The organism is Bradyrhizobium sp. AZCC 2262 (assembly GCF_036924535.1).
In the GTDB taxonomy this organism is placed as follows: domain Bacteria; phylum Pseudomonadota; class Alphaproteobacteria; order Rhizobiales; family Xanthobacteraceae; genus Bradyrhizobium.
Map to the genome: position 1 here is coordinate 691495 of NZ_JAZHRT010000001.1, position 16514 is coordinate 708008.

General features: G+C 61.4%; 18 protein-coding genes. 12 read left to right on the forward strand and 6 right to left on the reverse strand.

Annotated elements, in window-relative coordinates:
• Window positions 1-96: 96 nt before the first annotated feature.
• Complete coding sequence (locus V1283_RS03235; protein ID WP_334385001.1) at window positions 97-1020, forward strand: polyphosphate kinase 2 family protein; 924 nt, start codon at window positions 97-99, stop codon at window positions 1018-1020.
• A gap of 153 nt (window positions 1021-1173) precedes the next feature.
• Here V1283_RS03235 and V1283_RS03240 read toward each other — a convergent pair whose 3' ends face one another.
• Both V1283_RS03240 and V1283_RS03245 read right to left on the reverse strand, forming a co-directional pair.
• The gene (locus V1283_RS03240; RefSeq protein ID WP_334385002.1) at window positions 1174-1365 is read right to left on the reverse strand and encodes a hypothetical protein; all 192 of its coding nucleotides are present in this window, start codon (window positions 1363-1365) and stop codon (window positions 1174-1176) included.
• A gap of 444 nt (window positions 1366-1809) precedes the next feature.
• The gene (locus V1283_RS03245; protein WP_334385003.1) at window positions 1810-2235 is read right to left on the reverse strand and encodes a nuclear transport factor 2 family protein; all 426 of its coding nucleotides are present in this window, start codon (window positions 2233-2235) and stop codon (window positions 1810-1812) included.
• Window positions 2236-2367: 132 nt separating this feature from the next.
• Here V1283_RS03245 and V1283_RS03250 point away from each other — a divergent pair, with 132 nt between their 5' ends.
• Complete coding sequence (locus V1283_RS03250) at window positions 2368-2940, forward strand: bifunctional transcriptional activator/DNA repair enzyme AdaA (RefSeq protein ID WP_334385004.1); 573 nt, start codon at window positions 2368-2370, stop codon at window positions 2938-2940.
• A 399-nt stretch (window positions 2941-3339) separates the two neighbouring features.
• The gene (locus tag V1283_RS03255) at window positions 3340-4899 is read left to right on the forward strand and encodes a 2-isopropylmalate synthase (protein ID WP_334385005.1); all 1560 of its coding nucleotides are present in this window, start codon (window positions 3340-3342) and stop codon (window positions 4897-4899) included.
• Window positions 4900-5006: 107 nt separating this feature from the next.
• Here V1283_RS03255 and V1283_RS03260 read toward each other — a convergent pair whose 3' ends face one another.
• From V1283_RS03260 to V1283_RS03270, 3 genes are all read right to left on the reverse strand, one after another.
• The gene (locus V1283_RS03260) at window positions 5007-5150 is read right to left on the reverse strand and encodes a hypothetical protein (protein WP_334385006.1); all 144 of its coding nucleotides are present in this window, start codon (window positions 5148-5150) and stop codon (window positions 5007-5009) included.
• Window positions 5151-5329: 179 nt separating this feature from the next.
• A complete protein-coding gene (locus tag V1283_RS03265) occupies window positions 5330-5458 on the reverse strand; it encodes a hypothetical protein (RefSeq protein ID WP_334385007.1) in 129 nt (42 codons plus the stop codon).
• A 42-nt stretch (window positions 5459-5500) separates the two neighbouring features.
• A complete protein-coding gene (locus V1283_RS03270) occupies window positions 5501-7330 on the reverse strand; it encodes an SLC13 family permease (RefSeq protein WP_334385008.1) in 1830 nt (609 codons plus the stop codon).
• A 140-nt stretch (window positions 7331-7470) separates the two neighbouring features.
• Between V1283_RS03270 and V1283_RS03275 the strand changes: the two genes are divergently transcribed.
• Entirely contained in the window at window positions 7471-8358 is an 888-nt protein-coding gene (locus V1283_RS03275) for a transglutaminase family protein (protein ID WP_334385009.1), read from the forward strand.
• Between the two features lie 244 nt (window positions 8359-8602).
• On the opposite strand, the gene V1283_RS03280 is transcribed toward V1283_RS03275, so the two are convergent.
• Complete coding sequence (locus V1283_RS03280) at window positions 8603-8812, reverse strand: hypothetical protein (protein ID WP_334385010.1); 210 nt, start codon at window positions 8810-8812, stop codon at window positions 8603-8605.
• Window positions 8813-9055: 243 nt separating this feature from the next.
• Between V1283_RS03280 and V1283_RS03285 the strand changes: the two genes are divergently transcribed.
• The 8 genes from V1283_RS03285 (at window position 9056) to V1283_RS03320 (ending at window position 16490) form a co-directional block, all read left to right on the forward strand.
• Window positions 9056-9304: a hypothetical protein gene (locus V1283_RS03285; protein ID WP_334385011.1), complete on the forward strand. Its 249-nt coding sequence runs from the start codon at window positions 9056-9058 to the stop codon at window positions 9302-9304.
• Window positions 9305-10192 carry a DUF1259 domain-containing protein gene (locus tag V1283_RS03290; protein WP_334385012.1) on the forward strand — a complete coding sequence of 296 codons (888 nt, stop codon included), beginning with the start codon at window positions 9305-9307 and terminating at the stop codon, window positions 10190-10192. It begins immediately after the preceding gene.
• A 102-nt stretch (window positions 10193-10294) separates the two neighbouring features.
• Window positions 10295-11041, forward strand: coding sequence for a sulfite exporter TauE/SafE family protein (locus tag V1283_RS03295; protein ID WP_334385013.1), 747 nt, complete (start codon window positions 10295-10297; stop codon window positions 11039-11041).
• 7 nt (window positions 11042-11048) lie between these two features.
• Window positions 11049-11945: a YncE family protein gene (locus tag V1283_RS03300; RefSeq protein WP_334385014.1), complete on the forward strand. Its 897-nt coding sequence runs from the start codon at window positions 11049-11051 to the stop codon at window positions 11943-11945.
• A 35-nt stretch (window positions 11946-11980) separates the two neighbouring features.
• Window positions 11981-12445, forward strand: a complete 465-nt coding sequence (locus tag V1283_RS03305) for a chromate resistance protein ChrB domain-containing protein (RefSeq protein ID WP_334385015.1) — start codon at window positions 11981-11983, stop codon at window positions 12443-12445.
• A gap of 992 nt (window positions 12446-13437) precedes the next feature.
• Window positions 13438-14439, forward strand: coding sequence for a TRAP transporter substrate-binding protein (locus V1283_RS03310; protein ID WP_334385016.1), 1002 nt, complete (start codon window positions 13438-13440; stop codon window positions 14437-14439).
• 153 nt (window positions 14440-14592) lie between these two features.
• Window positions 14593-15168: a TRAP transporter small permease gene (locus V1283_RS03315; protein ID WP_334385017.1), complete on the forward strand. Its 576-nt coding sequence runs from the start codon at window positions 14593-14595 to the stop codon at window positions 15166-15168.
• Window positions 15165-16490, forward strand: a complete 1326-nt coding sequence (locus V1283_RS03320) for a TRAP transporter large permease (protein WP_334385018.1) — start codon at window positions 15165-15167, stop codon at window positions 16488-16490. The genes V1283_RS03315 and V1283_RS03320 overlap by 4 nt, the downstream gene beginning before the upstream one ends.
• Window positions 16491-16514 lie beyond the last annotated feature (24 nt).

Genomic DNA, 16514 nt, shown 5'->3' on the forward strand with positions numbered 1-16514 from the left:
GGCCGGGCTTGTCCCGACCATCCACGTTCTTCTTGCGGATATGGGTCAAGTACGTGGATGCCCGGGTCAAGCCCGGGCATGACGAGGAGGAGATAGATGAGCAAGAAATCCTCGCAACCGCTGGCGAACGAGCTGAAACCCTATGTCGCCCCGTTCCGTTACGACGGGTCGGGCGAGTTTCACCTGAAGTCGCACAAGACCAATGAGAAGGGCGGCCTCGACAAGGAGGGTGCGACCAAAATCATCGAGGCCAACCGCGAGCGGCTGAACGATTTCCAGGAAAAACTCTACGCGCAGGACCGCTGGTCGCTGCTGCTGATTTTTCAGGGCATGGATGCCGCCGGCAAGGATTCCGCGATCAAGAGCGTGTTCGAGGGCGTCAACCCGCAGGGCTGCGAGGTCACCTCGTTCAAGCAGCCGTCGACGAAAGAGCTCGACCACGATTTCCTCTGGCGCAGCATGATCGCGCTGCCGGAGCGCGGCCGGATCGGTATCTTCAACCGGTCCTATTACGAGGAATGCCTGGTAGTGCGGGTGCACCCGGAAATCCTCGCCAAACAGAAGATCCCGCAGCAGTTGGTCACCAAGGACATCTGGAAGGATCGCTTCGAGGACATCTCCGCCATGGAGCGCTACCTCGCGCGCAACGGCACCGTGATCCTGAAATTCTTTCTCAACGTCTCGAAGGAAGAGCAGCGCGAACGCTTCCTTGAGCGGCTGGAAGAGCCCGCCAAGAACTGGAAATTCTCAATGGCCGATATCGGCGAGCGCAGGCTGTGGGACAAATATCAGGCCGCCTACCAGGATCTGATCCGCCACACCTCGACGAAGCATGCGCCATGGCACATCGTGCCGGCCGACCACAAATGGTTCGCCCGCGTGGTGATCGGCTCGGCCATCGTCAGCGCGCTGGACAGACTCGACCTGCATTTCCCCGATGTCGAAAAGGCCGACCGCAGCGAGTTCAAGCAGGTCCGCGAGGCATTGCTGGCGGAGGGGAAGGGCGGCAAGGCGAAGTGACCCGGTGCGTAGCCCGCATGAGCGGAGCGACATGCGGGAGCGTCACGTCCATCTGGCACCGGCCCCGGATGTCGCTTCGCTCATCCGGGCTACAAGGCCCGCTACTTGCTCGACCATTCGTCCCGGCGAGGTCGTCACCGCCGACTGCGCCCGCTATGCGACGAATTTTTTGTACAACCAGCGACGGCCGTCGTGGCGCCGCCAGACCTGTCCGCGCACCAGCCGGCCGGTAATGCTGCGTCTCGGCATGATGACCCGCCGCAGATGCCAGGTGGTTGGCCTGGCCGTGCGCCGGTTCAATGCAAGCTTCCGGATGTCGATGGCTGTGAAACTGATCGATGGCATGATGCCCCCCTTGGCCCAAGCTGCCGCTGCAGGCACGGCCCGCAGCGGACATCCTGGCCCCCTCATCGGCTTTCACGATCGTCGCCCCTGCTGCGACCGCGAGAAATAAAAGCTGTCCTAGGGATCACGTTCCCCGATCCCCGCGACACGCGAATCATAGCGAGTCGGCCGGCCACAGTGGTCAACCAAATCCGGCTTTTCGGCCCGAGAAATAATTATTGGCCGTCACTGCGGCATTTTTGCCCGCCATGCTTCACCATGACTCACGAACGACCACCATGCCGGATACCCGGGCGAAATGCTGGGCACGCTGCGCTTTGCAACCCTACACAATTGAAACGGGCGTGACAGCGTCAGCTCGGGAAGATGAGGCACGTCGTCCCGTCCCGTAGATCTTGGTGGCCATGATTTGCCTTCGGTTCTTTATGTCCGCGCTCACGCCGCTCACTCTGCGGCTTCCCCGAAAACCATCTGCCAGCCTTTTCGCGTGTCCATGTACTCGCGAACCTGCTTGACGCGGCCGCCTGCGACGACAAAGACGAAACAATAGTCGTTGTCATACGGCCGGCCTTCCGGAAGTGTCGCCCGCATCCGCTCCTCGATGATCACGGTGTCGCCGTCGGCATGGACGGCGCGGAACGAGATGTCGATCGCGGAGAACAGGCGGTGCATCTCGGTGGCGATGAAGCGCGCGATCTGGTCGGGGCCGATCATGTGATCGGTATGCGCAAGCGCGACCGCCGTGGCGTTGCGGGCCGGCGCGATCCACTCGGCGTCCGGCGTGAAGAGGGATGCGATCTGGCCGGCGTCGCGTGTCGAAAATGTCTTCCAGGCGTTGAGGACGACGTCCTTGGCTGTCGGATGATCCATGGTTTGGCCTTCGGTGAGGAGTGAAATCAATCGTTCCTCATCTAGGCCAGCTGCGCCGTTCGCGCTGGTCGGAATCGGACCTCATCACCAGCGGCCACTTTCCTCGACCACACGATGCGCTAGAATCCGACCATGCTGAGCTTTGACGTTTGCAACTCCGCACGGCTGCGGCGTGACGCCCGGTACGACGGTCGCTTCTTCACGGCGGTTCGAACCACGCGGATCTATTGCCGCCCGGTCTGCCCGGTGAAGCACCCGTTGACGCGTAACGTCACCTATTACCCGACGGCAGCCGCCGCCGAGGCTGCGGGATATCGGCCGTGCCTGCGCTGCCGCCCGGAGACCGCTCCGTTCTGCCCGGCCTGGAACGGCACGCGCTCGACGGTTGCGCGCGCGCTGAAACTGATCGACGGCGGCGTGCTGGAGCGCGGATCGGTCGCCGCATTGGCGGAGAAACTCGGGATCACCTCGCGCCATCTCGCCCGTCTGTTCGAGCGCCATGTCGGCGCAAGCCCGCAACAGGTCGCAACCACCCGCCGCGTCCAGCGCGCCAAGCGGCTGCTCGACACTACCGACGACACGATGACCGAGATCGCCTTCCGCGCGGGCTTCGGCAGCGTCCGCCGCTTCAACGCGGCGTTCTCCGATCTCTACGGCCGCTCACCATCGAGCCTGCGTGCGACGTCGCGCGGGCGGAGGAGGTGAGGGAGGCCATCCGGGGCAGTCCAATTAGGTCATCTCTCCTGACCATCTTTTGGCATTGCGGCCGGCCATATTTCTCGTCTAGAACAGGCCCGGAACGCCGTCCCGGCAACGAACCGTCAATGGTTTTGGCTGAGGATTTGGCCGTCCAAAGGGTCTGGCAATGCTGATTCGCAGCGAAAAGTACGGAGTTCGGGGTGGAGCGGCCAAGGCTGCCTCCATGACTGCCCCCGCGATTCCGGCTGCGACCGCGCCCACCCTCCTTCTTGGCGGGCTTCTGCTTCTTATCGGCCCCTGAGGGCCGTCTGGGCGTTTGCGCCTGGGCACTCAGGGGTTCGCACGAGATCACCAGACCCTTCAGCGCCCATTGAACCGGCGCACGACCCAAAAGGAACTTCAGAAATGACCACCGCCAACAAGTCCGAGAAGGACCGCGTCATCGTATTCGACACCACCCTGCGTGACGGCGAGCAGTGCCCGGGCGCGACCATGACGTTCGAGGAAAAGCTCGAGATCGCCGAAATGCTCGACGACATGGGCGTCGACGTCATCGAGGCCGGTTTTCCGATCACCTCGGAAGGCGACTTCCAGGCGGTCAGCGAGATCGCCCGCCGCTCCAAGAACGCCGTCATCGCCGGCCTGTCGCGCGCGCATCCGAAGGACATCGACCGCTGCGCCGAAGCGGTGAAGTTCGCAAAGCGCGGCCGCGTCCACACCGTGATCGCGACCTCGCCGCTGCACATGCGCGTCAAGCTGAACATGACGCCGGAGCAGGTGGTGGAGCTCTCGATCGCCAACGTCACCCGCGCGCGCAACCAGGTCGACGACGTCGAATGGTCGGCCGAGGACGGCACCCGCAGCGAGATGGATTTCCTCTGCCGTATCGTCGAGGCCGTCATCAAGGCGGGCGCCACCACGGTCAACATCCCTGATACCGTCGGCTACACCGTGCCGGAGGAATACACCAAGTTCATGCGCACCCTGATCGAGCGGGTGCCGAATTCCGACAAGGCAGTGTTCTCCGTGCACTGCCATAACGACCTCGGCATGGCGGTGGCGAATTCGCTGGCCGGCATCGCCGGCGGCGCGCGGCAGATCGAATGCACCGTCAACGGCATCGGCGAGCGGGCAGGCAATGCCGCGCTGGAAGAAGTCGTGATGGCGATCAATGTGAGGAACGACGTGTTTCCGTGGTGGAACAAGATCGACACCACCATGCTGACGCGGGCCTCAAAGCTGGTATCGGCGGCGACCTCGTTCCCGGTGCAGTACAACAAGGCGATCGTCGGCCGCAACGCGTTCGCGCATGAAAGCGGCATCCATCAGGACGGCGTGCTGAAGGACGCTTCGACCTACGAGATCATGCGCCCCGAGATGATCGGCCTGAAGAAGTCATCGCTGGTGCTCGGCAAGCATTCCGGCCGCCACGCCTTCGTGCACAAGCTGGAGGAGATGGGCTACAAGCTCGGCGCCAACCAGCTGGAAGACGCCTTCGTGCGCATGAAGGCGCTGGCCGATCGCAAGAAGGATATCTATGACGAGGACATCGAGGCGCTGGTCGATCAGGAGATCGCGGCTTCGCATGACCGAATCAAGCTGGTTTCGCTGACGGTCATCGCCGGCACCCATGGGCCGCAGCGCGCCACCATGAAGCTCGACGTCGAAGGCCAGACCAGAATCGAGGAAGCCGAAGGCAACGGTCCGGTCGATGCGGTCTTCAACTGCATCAAGGCGCTGGTGCCGCACGAGGCCAAGCTGGAGCTGTATCAGGTCCACGCCGTGACCGAGGGTACCGACGCGCAAGCCGAAGTGTCGGTGCGGCTCGCCCATGAAGGCCGCTCGATGACGGCGAAGGGGGCCGATCCGGATACGCTGGTGGCATCCGCCAAAGCCTATCTCGGCGCGCTCAACAAGATCGTCATGAAGCACCAGCGCGATATGCCGGCACAGGCGGCGAGCTGAGGCTTGCCGTCATTCCGGGGCGCGAAGCGAACCCGGAATCTCCAGATTCCGGGTTCGATGCTTCGCATCGCCCCGGAATGACGGCGTAGGTTGAAGCTACTCCGCCTCTACTTCCGGCTCGCGCCGGGCAATTGGACGGGAACGTGCGGCGAGGTGCTGATGACCCTCGGGCTGCCATCGGCGTAGGCCGGGCCGCGCTCGGTCAGGCTCCGGATCGTTTCCAAAAGCAGCATGTACTTTTCGGCAAGCATGGCATCTCCAGTTCTGCGATGGTCCCGCCGCTGGTCTGGCGAGACGCAGGGAAATCACGAGCCTGTCAGGTTGCCGGATGTCGATTTCAGGACGTTTTCGAGGAAACCCAAAAATGGCTTCATCCGTCGGGTGAAATATTTCGTCGCGGCCCCTGCACGAAACCGAGATTACCGAATCGTTAATTGCTGCGGCGCGGCGCGCCGCCCCCCATGCGCCTCGAGAGGGTCTCTGCGGTTGCCGACAGCGTCGCCTCCACGGTCGCGATCGGCTTGCGATCGATCTTGTCGATCCTCTCCGCGTGAGACATTGCTTGATCCGCGCCAAAAGCAAATGTGGACCTGCTGCCAGCTCAAAACGGAAGAGCAATCGGAACGAGCAGCACGCACACGATTGCAGCAATAACGGTGAACGGCACACCCACCTTCACGAAATCGCCGAAACTATACTGTCCGGGTCCCACGACCAGCGTGTTTACCGGCGAGGAGATCGGCGTCATGAAAGCCGCGGATGCGGCCAGGGCTACGATCATTGCGAACGGATAGGGCGAGGCGCCGAGGTCCTTGGCGATGGCCAGTGCCACGGGCGCCATCAGTACGGCCGTGGCCGTATTGGAGATGAACAAGCCCAGCGTCGCGGTGATGACGAACAAGGTCGCCAATACGAACCGCGGTGCGGCGGTTCCAACCAGGCCGACGACCGCGTCGGCAGCGAGGTCGACGCCTCCCGTCCGCTGCAGGGCCAGCGAGAACGGCAGCATGCCAACGATCAGGACGAGGGTCTTCCAGTTGATGGAGCGATAGGCGCTGTTGAAATCGACGCAGCCCAGAAGCCCCATCAGCAGGCAGCCGATCAACGCGGCCTGGACGTTCGGTATCAACCCGCTGACCATCAGCACGACCACCAGCCCGAGCACGGCCAGTGCGTGCGGCGCCCGCGGTGCCGCGGGAAGAACTTCCTCCAGTTCGACCGGCATGTTCAGGACGACCACGTCCTCAGTGTGGGACTGAAGATCCCGAATGTCGGACCAGAAGCCGACCAGCAGGAGGGTATCTCCGATCTTCAGCCTTTCCTCCAGCAGGTTGGGCATCACTACTTTGTTGCCGTGCCGCAACCCGATGACGGTGAGGCCGTATTCGGAGCGAATCCGGGCTTCGAGCACGGTCTGGCCGATCAGGGTGGATTCAGCCGGCAGGATGACCTCCGCAGCGCCGATCTCCTGAGAGACGTCGGTAAAGTAATTTCCGATCTCGCTGAGCGGCCGCGGCTCGAGATTGAGCGACTGCCACAGCTTGCTGGCGCCGTCGTTCGAGATGTCGACATCGGCGAGCAATACATCGCCGGCCCGCAGCTCGGTCTGTGCGGCTGGACGGAGCGCCTTGGCCGCAAATCCCGTCCCACGTTCGATGGCGAGAAGGTTTACGCCCGCGGCGCGGAACGACAGTTCGTCGAGGCGCTTTCCGACGAGCGACGAGCCGGCGTTTATGCGGCCGCGCTTTTCGCGATCAGCGAGGCCGTATTGCTCGATCCACCGCGCAAGCCTGGGGCGGCGGTCCGCCACGGCGGGCGGCTTCTTGCTGGAGAGCAGGCCGCGCGCGAAAAGCATATAAACGATGCCGAGTGCGAGCAGCGGCAGCCCGAAAGGGGTAAAGCTGAAAAAATTGAATCCCTGCGCACCCTGCCGGATCAGTTCGGCGTTTACGACCAGATTGGGTGCCGTTGCCACCAGTGTCAGCATCCCGCTGATCAGCGCGGCAAAACTCAGGGGCATCATGAGCCGGCTTGGCGCCATGCCGCGATTTTGCGAGATGCGCAGCACCACCGGGATGAAAATGGCGACAACGGCCGTTGAGCTCATCAAGGAGCCCAGGCCGCCTACGGCCGCCATCAGCAGAACGAGCAAACGGCCCTCGCTGGTGCCGGCCTTGGCGTCGAGCCAATCGCCGAGCCGTCGTGCGACGCCGGTCCTCACCAGGCCTTCGCCGATGACGAACAGCGCGGCGATCAGTATGATCGATGGATCGGCAAACCCCGCCAGCGCTTCGTTCATGGTGATGATGCCGGTGAAGGGCATCGAAACCATCACGAGGAGCGCGACTGCGTCCATGCGGGGCCGGTTGATGACGAACATCACGATTGCGGCCGCGAGCATCAGCAGGATGAGGGCGAGATCGAGGGTCATCAAGACCTCTTTCCATCGGTGGCGACACCTGGCCACTGATCTGTAAGATGGCTACCGTCGTCCACCGTAGCGGGTGTGCGGCGCCCGGTAAATCGAGCCCGCTCGGTCTCGTGGAGTCAATCCAATCGGAGGAGGCTCGTATGGCGAAGATCGGTATCGTGCACACCACCGAATACACCTACCGCAACCCGGTAGGCCTGCTGCGCCATAAGCTGATGGTGCGGCCGGACGAGAGCCACGACCTTCGCCTGCACAGCGCGATGCTGAAGGTCGAACCGGAGCCGAATGCGATCTACTGGAAGCATGACGTCTTCAACAATTCCATCTGCTACCTCGAATGGCCGGAAGCGCTCAGGACCGAACGGCTCAGCATCGTATCGACGCTTGATATGACACATCACCCCGAGGGTCAGCCGCTGCCGGTCTACAGCCTCGACGCAACTGCCGAGCAGTTTCCGTGTTCCTACGCAGCTCATGAGATTCCCGACCTGGCGCGCCTCGCCGAACGCCAGATGCCGGACCCCGAGCGAAAGGTCGACGTCTGGGCCCGCCGTGTCGTGTCGGAAGTGGAAGGCAAGCAGACGCTAGGGGTACTGGAAGCGATGACACACGCCATCAAGCAGGAGTTCGATTATCGCGCCCGCTACGAGGAGGGCACGCAGACGGCCGCCCGGACACTGGCGTTGGGCTCCGGCACCTGCCGCGACTTTGCGGTGCTTATGATGGAAGCGCTGCGCAGCTTCGGCCTCGCCACGCGTTTTGTCACCGGCTATTTGTACGACGATTCCTCGGGCACGACCGTGGGCGGCGGCAGCACCCACGCCTGGTGCAGCGTCTATCTGCCCGGTGCGGGCTGGGTCGAATACGATCCGACCAATGGTTTGATTGCCGGCGCCAACCTGATCCGCGTGGGTGTGACCAGGGAGGCGGAACAGGCGATCCCGATATCAGGCGGCTTCGTCGGCAATGCGGATGATCCGACCGGACTGCATGTGGATGTAACGGTCCACGCTGTACCGATACTTTAGATCACGCGTCTTGATGGTGGGCACGCCTGCGCTTTGCCCACCCTTCTGTAACGGGCCTCGAAGGTCTGCCTGGCGCCAAGCCATGAGACCGAACGTCCGCTAGTGGGTTCAAAATCCGAAGAACTCGCTTTGAGCACATTTGGTCCGCTCTCGCGTCGCTTCCGGTCAACGATCACGCCAGCAGCGCGACCGCGATGGCGACCGGCGCGATGTACCCGAAACAACGATACGCTCGGCGAGCGGCTCAGGCTGTATGCCGAAGAGAACTTCCATGATGCGGACTTCCATGATGCTTGAAGAAGAGATCAAGCTTCACGGGTTCGCCGGTATCTCGCCAAAAAAATCTCTTACCGAGGCTGGCCGCCAGCGAGAGGCGATGGTGGCCGCCGAGTAGGGTATGGTCATCCGTTGCTTTGGCGATGATTTCGCCGGCTTCGTCGACAATAACCTTCATGCGCCGCCTCCAATGCAACGCCCCGTCAGCGCAGCCGCGATGCTGCGCAAACTATCTAACCTCGTGCAGGCTCCGGCGTTCCAAGATAGTTGAGCCGCGGTTCCGATGGACGGCCGGCCTCGCAAACACCTTGCAAGCCCGGCCCTTTCGAACTAGTTTGCCTTTGCGGGGAAATGCAGACTCCCCATTAGACGGGTTCCGTCCAAGCTCTGCGCAACACTCGACGTGTCGAGGAGATTGCGCATGGACGATCGAAAACCTCCAATTTCGCAAAGTGCTCCTTGTGGAAAAACCGACGCTGACGCGGCGCTGATCGATTCTGTCAGCCAAGGCTCTTCAGTCGTTCAAGGCTCGTCAGTCGTTTATTTCTGCAGTGCGGGGGAAGTCAGCGAAGGCTTCGCCATTGCGTTACGGGCGATGGGCTTCGACGAAATTCTGCTCCCAGATCTTGTTGCGCAGTCTCCCACCACCTCAAACCCGGAGGATAGCTAAATGGGTATCAAACTTTGGCTTGTGGCTTCGATCCTTGCGGCCTCGTTCACGACGACCGCGACCGCGCAGGAAATCGACTGGAAGAAGGTCGATGACACGTTTGGAAGAAAGCCTGCGGTTACGGGCGATGTGCATCGCTACGGTTTCCCCCGGACCGATCTGACCGTGACTCTTGACGGCGTCACCATCAAGCCGGCTCTGGCGCTCGGCGGATGGGTGGCGTTCAAGCCGATGCACGGCGAGGCCATGATCATGGGCGACCTCGTGCTACTCGAGACCGAAATCAATCCGGTCATGCTCAAGATGATCGAAGGCGGGCTTGAGATCACGGCCGTCCACAATCACCTGCTGCGCGCCAGTCCCGCCACGTTCTACATGCATGTCGGAGGCCATGGTGATCCCGCAAAGATGGCTACCGTTATTCGGGATGCCCTGGCGGCGAGCAAGACCCCGCCCGCGACACCGGCCGCGGCGCCTCCGCCAGCCGTCGAGCTCGATACCGCACAGCTTGATCAGATCATAGGCGTAAAAGGGCAAGCCAACGGCGGCGTCTACCAATTCGCCGTGCCGCGCCGCGATCCGGTCACGGAAGATGGCATGCAGATCAGCCCGGTTGGGCCGATGGGCGTGGCGATAGCGATCGGTTTTCAGCCCACTGGTGGCGGCAAGGCTGCCATCACCGGGGATTTCGTTCTCTCCGGCGACGAGGTGAATCCGGTGATCCGAGCATTGCGAGCGAACGGCATCGACGTAACCGCCGTCCACAGCCACATGCTGGACGAACAACCGCGGCTGTTCTTCCTTCACTTCTGGGCTAATGACGACGCGCTGAAACTTGCCCGAGGACTTCGCGCTGCGCTCGACAAAACTGCGAGCACAAAAAGCTAGGACGAGAGGAACTCGATCAAGCTGCCAATTGGGGACCGCGGCCTCCCCATCAGATGGATGTCCATCCAAGTGCTCGCTACCTCGCTTTGGGGGAGCGAACCTATGGATGAATGGATTCTCACTCTTTTTCTTATCGCGGCCTTTACCGGCGGTTTCGTCAGCGGCTTTTCCGGGTTCGCAATGGGCCTCGTCGTATCGGGCGTGTGGCTGCACATCATCACGCCGATACAAACCGCGGCACTGATCGCCGGCTACGGTCTGCTCACGCAGGGTTACGGCATCCTGAAACTGCGTCAGGCGCTGGACTGGCAAAAGATCTGGCCGCTCTCGCTGGGCACGACGATCGGCATCCCGATCGGAGTGATCCTGCTGAGCCGTCTCAATCCGGTCTATCTGCGGTTCGGCGTGGGCGTGTTGCTCGTGCTCTATACGGTTTATGGCTTGGCGCGGCCAGCGATCAAGCCGATGAAAATTGGAGTCGGCGCCGACATCGGCATTGGCATCGTCAACGGGCTCGTTGGCGGACTGACCGGACTTGGCGGGGTCGTGTCGACGATCTCCTGCCAATGGCGCGGTTGGACGAAGGATTTGCAACGAGCCGTGTTCCAACCGGTGTTGTTCGCCGCCTTTGTGGTTATCTCCATTTCAATGGGCATTACCGGCGCCATCACGCCGGAAACCTTCAAACTGTATGCGCTGGGCTTTCCATTAATGCTCGCCGGCTTGTGGAGCGGGTTCAAGCTCTACGGAACCATTGATGACGAGACATTCCGCAAAGCGGTGCTGGTGCTTCTTCTGTTTGCGGGCCTGTCGCTGATTGTGCCTGCTGTGTTCGTTCGTGGTTCGTGAGGTCGTCATGCCCCTGAAAACAATCGGAACCATCGCCATACCAGACGCCGTGGGTAGCGAGTTCGACCACGCCGCCTTCGATGCAAGAAGCCGGCGCGTGTTCATTGCCCACACCGCCCGCGATCGTGTCGAGGTGATCGACCACGATGCCGGCACGCACCTTGCGACCCTGCCAGGGTTTCCGGGCGTGGCAGGCGCCGTCGCTGACAATGGGCAGATTCTGGTCACCAACCGCGGCAGCGCCAGCGTTGCCTTGCTTGATGCCAACACCTTGGAAACGCGCGCCACGTACAGGACCGGCGGCCGACCGAATGGTGCTGTGATCGTCGCGCAATCTGGCCTCGGGATTGCAGCATGCATCGGCGGCGATGGGGAAACTCCGACGCTTCAGCTCTTCGAACTGAACGGTCCCAAGCATGTGTCGATCGATCTGCCGGGACGGCCACGCTGGTGCGTTACCGATGCAGCCGCCGAACGGGTGTTCCTCTGTATCCGCGATCCTTCCATGGTGCTGGTGGCACGACTGCCCGACCTTGGCGCGGTTACGCAATGGAAAGTCCCGTCATCGGGCGCTCATGGTCTCGACATCGATCATTCCAGAGAACGTCTTTATGTCGCCTGCGATGATTCGACCCTGGTCGAGATGAGTAGCACCTCGGGCGAAATCACCAACGTCTGGCCAATCGGAGGCCCGCCCGATGTCACGTTTTTCAATCCGGCAACCGGTCTGGTTCATGTCGCCATCGGGGAGCCCGGACTTGTCGATTCCATTGATCCGCGCAACGGAAATAGCACGCGAACCGTGACAGGCGCGGGCGCGCATACCACGGCGCTGGTGGCGCCGGACCAGCTTTACGTCATTTCAGCAGCACATGGCGGAGTGCTTGTCCTCTCGGACACCTGATGTTCGCCAACACAGGCACCTCAAGGAGAATCAAGATGAAATGGATCACCCGCGAAAAAGTTAAGGTCGATCGCGTCGCATGTCCTTGGCTCATCAAGAAGTTCGTCGATAACGACGCCGAGTTCGTGTTTGTGCCGGGCGAGAAGGTGATGGCAGAGGCGAAGCGGCTCGACGCCATTCCTTACGACGTCAAAGACGTTGAGCTAGGCCATCACGGCAAGGAATGCTCGTTCGAGGCTATCCTGAAAAAGTACAAGCTGACCGGCGATCCCGCGCTGGTGTTGCTTGGGCGGATCGTCAACGGCGCCGACACCGACAACACGCTGTACAATCAACCGGAGGGTCCTGGCCTCGAAGCTGTCGCAGAAGGGTTTCGGCATCTCGGCTTCAAGGACGACCACGAACAAAACGCGGCGGAGTGGATTGTGTATGACGCGCTCTATGCGTACTGCCGCGAGATGGTAAAGCGCGGCAAGCCGCACGGTGACTTCATGAGTTGATGCTCGCTTGACAGCCCGCGAACTGATTTGCTGCGCACACAAGCGCTATCTCGGCGAGCAACTGCGACAAAACAACCCGACGGGCAAATCAATTCTGATTTTCCGAAATCGTGTCAAGTCCAGGAATCAAAAATATTCCGCTTTCGTTCTCACCCAAATCAGTCCCATAACTCCGCCCGTCTCACGGCAGATGAGGGACGCTCGCGATCGTCACGAACGTGCGGTGAGATGCGATGGACGCAAATGGCGCGATAGACGTACGCGCCGGATGCGTACGGCGAAGTCGTGTGGTTCGGGCGCCGCGGTGCTGGCGCTAAGTCCGGGAAAAGCGAAAGTTTATCCCGTGGCGACGGTGGCAAGAAAGCCGTTCACCGGGGAGAGCGCGAAGTAAGCCGTAAAGCCATTGCGCAGGGAAGGCCGGAATGCTCCCGCTGCCCTGTATGCTCGTGTGCACTTTTGTTTGCGCAAATCGCACGCGAGACCGCGGGTGCAGCAAGCACCCGGTCTTCCCTGCGCCCTCTATTTCTAAGAGGGCCAAACGAAGATGCAAACCTCGGGCGATCTGCGCCGCGAGAATGCGAAAGCTCGTTCAGCCGTCATTGCGTGCGCAGGAGCCGTAGCCCGGATGAGCGCAGCGACATCCGGGGACCACTCTAACACCGCCCCGGATATCGCTTCGCTCATCCGGGCTACGAGCAACAAGCTGGACTGCTTCGCTGCGCTAGCAATGACGAGGAGAGCCGGCGTCGCTCCTTGCCCGCACCCTGAGGAAGCCGCGAAGGGACGAGGTCACCAGCGAGGCGACCAGGATTGCCCACGAAACAGGCTTGGAAACCCGAGCGGACAGAATGTCGCATTTTTGCAATGCAGCAAAACCATCAACGTGGCCCCTGCTAACGGGCAATGGCAATTCGAACCGCTTCTCTGTATTGGTGCGACTGGCATACAAGCTTCGGAGCGGGCGCTTCGAAAAAAAATACGCGGGAGGAAACATGCGTAAATTGATACTGGCGGCGGCATCGATCGCGGCCGTGACTCTGGTCGGTCCGGCCGCGGCCCAATCGCCGATTGTGATCAAGTTCAGCCACGTGGTGGCGACCAATACGCCAAAGGGGCTGGCGGCCGAGAAGTTCAAGGAACTCGCCGAGAAATACACCGCCGGCAAGGTCAAGGTCGAAGTCTATCCGAACTCGCAGCTCTACAAGGACAAGGAGGAGCTGGAAGCTTTGCAGCTCGGTGCGGTGCAGATGCTGGCGCCGTCGAACTCGAAATTCGGCCCGATCGGGGTCAAGGAATTTGAGGTGTTCGATCTGCCTTACATCCTCCCCGACCTGAAGACGCTGCGCAAAGTCACCGACGGTCCCCTCGGCGCGAAGCTGCTCAAGCTTCTGGACTCCAAGGGCATGACCGGCCTCGCCTATTGGGACAACGGCTTCAAGCAGATGAGCGCCAACAAGAAGCTCGTCGCACCGGCGGACTACAAGGGCCTCAAGTTCCGCATCCAGTCCTCCAAGGTGCTGGAAGCCCAGTTCCGTTCGCTCGGCGCGATTCCGCAGGTGATGGCGTTCTCCGAAGTCTATCAGGCGCTGCAGACCGGCGTGGTCGACGGCCAGGAAAACACCTGGTCCAACATCTACACCCAGAAAATGCATGAGGTGCAGAAGTACATCACCGAAACCAACCACGGTTACATCGGTTACGTCGTTGTCACCAACAAGAAGTTCTGGGATGGCCTGCCGGCGGATGTCCGCGCCCAATGCGAAAAAGCCATGAAGGAAGCGACCGAGTATGGCAACGGCCAGTCGGCGAAGGAAAACGAGGACGCGCTGGCCGAGATCAAGAAGACCGGCAAGAGCGAGATCGTGTCGCTGACGCCGCAGCAGGACGCGGCGATGCGCAAGGCGCTCGAACCCGTTTACCAGGATGTCGCCAAGCGCGTCGGTCAGCCCCTGATCGACGAATTCCTCAAGGAGACGAGGGGCGCGACCAACTAGAATAGCGTTGAAGGGCTTCCGTGTTTCGGCACGGAAGCCCTTTACTGTCTGGACTATACTATCTGTACCGGGGAGCAGCGTCCGCAATGGACGCGGCGGGAATGGCTCGAGGTCAGGCTGCAACAACAGCGCCGGCCTTTCAGGGGGAAATTGATGTTTCTACGCATCCTCGATCGACTTGAGGAGATACTGATCGCGACGCTGATGGCGTTGGCGACGACGATCATCTTTCTGGCGGTCATGCACCGTTATCTCGTCGGCATTCCCTTCCTGTATCCGATCCTGTTTCCGATCAACCTGTCCTGGGCGCAGGAACTGTGCATCTACATGTTCGTGTGGGTGGCCAAGTTCGGCGCCGCCTACGGCGTGCGCACCGGCATCCATGTCGGCGTCGACGTGGTGGTCAACCAGCTCAAATCGCCGTGGCGGAATGCGGTCGTGCTGTTCGGGCTGTTCTGCGGCGCCTTCTTCACCGCCGTGATCGGCACCATGGGCGCGAAATTCGTGATCGGGCTGATGTATACCGACCAGGTTTCGCCCGATCTCGAGATCCCGAGCTGGTTCGTCTATCTCTGCATTCCCCTCGGTTCGTATTTGATGTGCTTCCGCTTCCTGCAGGTCGCCTATCATTATTGGCGCACCGGCGAACTGCCGCACCACGACCACGCCCATGTCGAGGGCGTCGAGGTCGAGGAGCCCGGTGTCGGCGCTGCGGAGGTCACCCGATGAGCAGCCTGATCATCTTCTCGCTGCTGATCGCGTTGATGCTGACCGGCATGCCGATCTCGATCGCGCTCGGCATGACGGTTTTGACCTTCATCTTCACCATGACCAACGTGCCGACCGAGTCGGTGGCGCTGAAGCTTTTCACCGGCATCGACAATTTCGAGATCATGGCGATCCCGTTCTTCATTCTCGCCGGAAATTTTCTGACCCATGGCGGCGTCGCGCGCCGCATGATCAATTTCGCGACTTCTATGGTGGGCCATTGGTATGGCGGGCTGGGGCTCGCGGGCGTGATGGCCTGCGCGCTGTTCGCCGCGGTGTCGGGTTCGTCGCCGGCGACCGTGATCGCGATCGGCTCGATCATGATGCCCGCCATGGTCAAGCAGGGTTTTCCAAAACGCTTCGGCGCCGGCGTTATCACCACCTCGGGCGCGCTCGGTATCCTGATCCCGCCTTCGATCGTGATGGTGATCTACTGCGTGGCGACCGGCGGCAGCATCGCGCTCGATCCGGCCGGGCATCGGGTGTCGTCGGCGTCCGTCGGCCAGATGTTCATGGCGGGCGTCATCCCGGGCCTGATGCTGGCGACGCTGTTGGGCCTGACGACCTTCTATCGCGCATACAAGTTTGATTATCCGCGGCTGCCGAAGGCGAGCTGGTCCGAACGCTTCACCGCGTTCCGCAAATGCGTGTGGGGATTGCTGCTGATCCTGATCGTGCTGGGCGGCATCTATGCCGGCCTGTTCACGCCGACGGAAGCCGCCGCCATCAGCGCGGTCTATGCCTTCGTCATCGCCGTATTCGTCTATCGCGACATGTCGCTAAGGGATGTGCCGCGGGTGCTGCTCGGCTCGGCCAATATGAGCGCGATGATCCTCTACATCATCACCAACGCGGTGCTGTTCTCGTTCCTGATGGCGAATGAAAACATTCCCCAGCAGATCGCGGCGTGGATCACCTCGGTCGGCGTCGACTGGATCATCTTCCTCCTGATCGTCAATGTGCTGCTGCTGATCGCGGGCAACGTGATGGAGGCGTCCTCGATCGTGCTGATCATGGCGCCGATCCTGTTTCCGGTGGCGGTCAAGCTCGGCATCCATCCGGTGCATCTCGGCATCCTGATGGTCGTCAACATGGAAGTCGGCATGTGCCATCCGCCGGTCGGGCTGAACCTCTACGTGGCGTCCGGCATCGCCAAGATGGGCATCACGGAGCTGACGATCGCGGTGTGGCCGTGGCTTTTGACCATGCTGATCTTCCTCGGTGTCGTCACCTATGTGCCGGAAATCTCGCTGTGGCTGCCGCGCGCGCTCGGCATGCTGTAGCCGTTCGCATTTACGGGGGATCAA

What these genes read in the sequence shown, in the direction of transcription:
- V1283_RS03295 (WP_334385013.1), top strand. Translation starts at nt 10,295, where the DNA reads ATGGATGAATGGATTCTCACTCTTTTTCTTATCGCGGCCTTTACCGGC.
- V1283_RS03280 (WP_334385010.1), bottom strand. Translation starts at nt 8,812, where the DNA reads ATGAAGGTTATTGTCGACGAAGCCGGCGAAATCATCGCCAAAGCAACG.
- V1283_RS03250 (WP_334385004.1), top strand. Translation starts at nt 2,368, where the DNA reads ATGCTGAGCTTTGACGTTTGCAACTCCGCACGGCTGCGGCGTGACGCC.
- V1283_RS03310 (WP_334385016.1), top strand. Translation starts at nt 13,438, where the DNA reads ATGCGTAAATTGATACTGGCGGCGGCATCGATCGCGGCCGTGACTCTG.
- V1283_RS03245 (WP_334385003.1), bottom strand. Translation starts at nt 2,235, where the DNA reads ATGGATCATCCGACAGCCAAGGACGTCGTCCTCAACGCCTGGAAGACA.
- V1283_RS03270 (WP_334385008.1), bottom strand. Translation starts at nt 7,330, where the DNA reads ATGACCCTCGATCTCGCCCTCATCCTGCTGATGCTCGCGGCCGCAATC.
- V1283_RS03235 (WP_334385001.1), top strand. Translation starts at nt 97, where the DNA reads ATGAGCAAGAAATCCTCGCAACCGCTGGCGAACGAGCTGAAACCCTAT.
- V1283_RS03255 (WP_334385005.1), top strand. Translation starts at nt 3,340, where the DNA reads ATGACCACCGCCAACAAGTCCGAGAAGGACCGCGTCATCGTATTCGAC.
- V1283_RS03265 (WP_334385007.1), bottom strand. Translation starts at nt 5,458, where the DNA reads ATGTCTCACGCGGAGAGGATCGACAAGATCGATCGCAAGCCGATCGCG.
- V1283_RS03290 (WP_334385012.1), top strand. Translation starts at nt 9,305, where the DNA reads ATGGGTATCAAACTTTGGCTTGTGGCTTCGATCCTTGCGGCCTCGTTC.
- V1283_RS03260 (WP_334385006.1), bottom strand. Translation starts at nt 5,150, where the DNA reads ATGCTTGCCGAAAAGTACATGCTGCTTTTGGAAACGATCCGGAGCCTG.
- V1283_RS03300 (WP_334385014.1), top strand. Translation starts at nt 11,049, where the DNA reads ATGCCCCTGAAAACAATCGGAACCATCGCCATACCAGACGCCGTGGGT.
- V1283_RS03285 (WP_334385011.1), top strand. Translation starts at nt 9,056, where the DNA reads ATGGACGATCGAAAACCTCCAATTTCGCAAAGTGCTCCTTGTGGAAAA.
- V1283_RS03320 (WP_334385018.1), top strand. Translation starts at nt 15,165, where the DNA reads ATGAGCAGCCTGATCATCTTCTCGCTGCTGATCGCGTTGATGCTGACC.
- V1283_RS03305 (WP_334385015.1), top strand. Translation starts at nt 11,981, where the DNA reads ATGAAATGGATCACCCGCGAAAAAGTTAAGGTCGATCGCGTCGCATGT.
- V1283_RS03275 (WP_334385009.1), top strand. Translation starts at nt 7,471, where the DNA reads ATGGCGAAGATCGGTATCGTGCACACCACCGAATACACCTACCGCAAC.
- V1283_RS03315 (WP_334385017.1), top strand. Translation starts at nt 14,593, where the DNA reads ATGTTTCTACGCATCCTCGATCGACTTGAGGAGATACTGATCGCGACG.
- V1283_RS03240 (WP_334385002.1), bottom strand. Translation starts at nt 1,365, where the DNA reads ATGCCATCGATCAGTTTCACAGCCATCGACATCCGGAAGCTTGCATTG.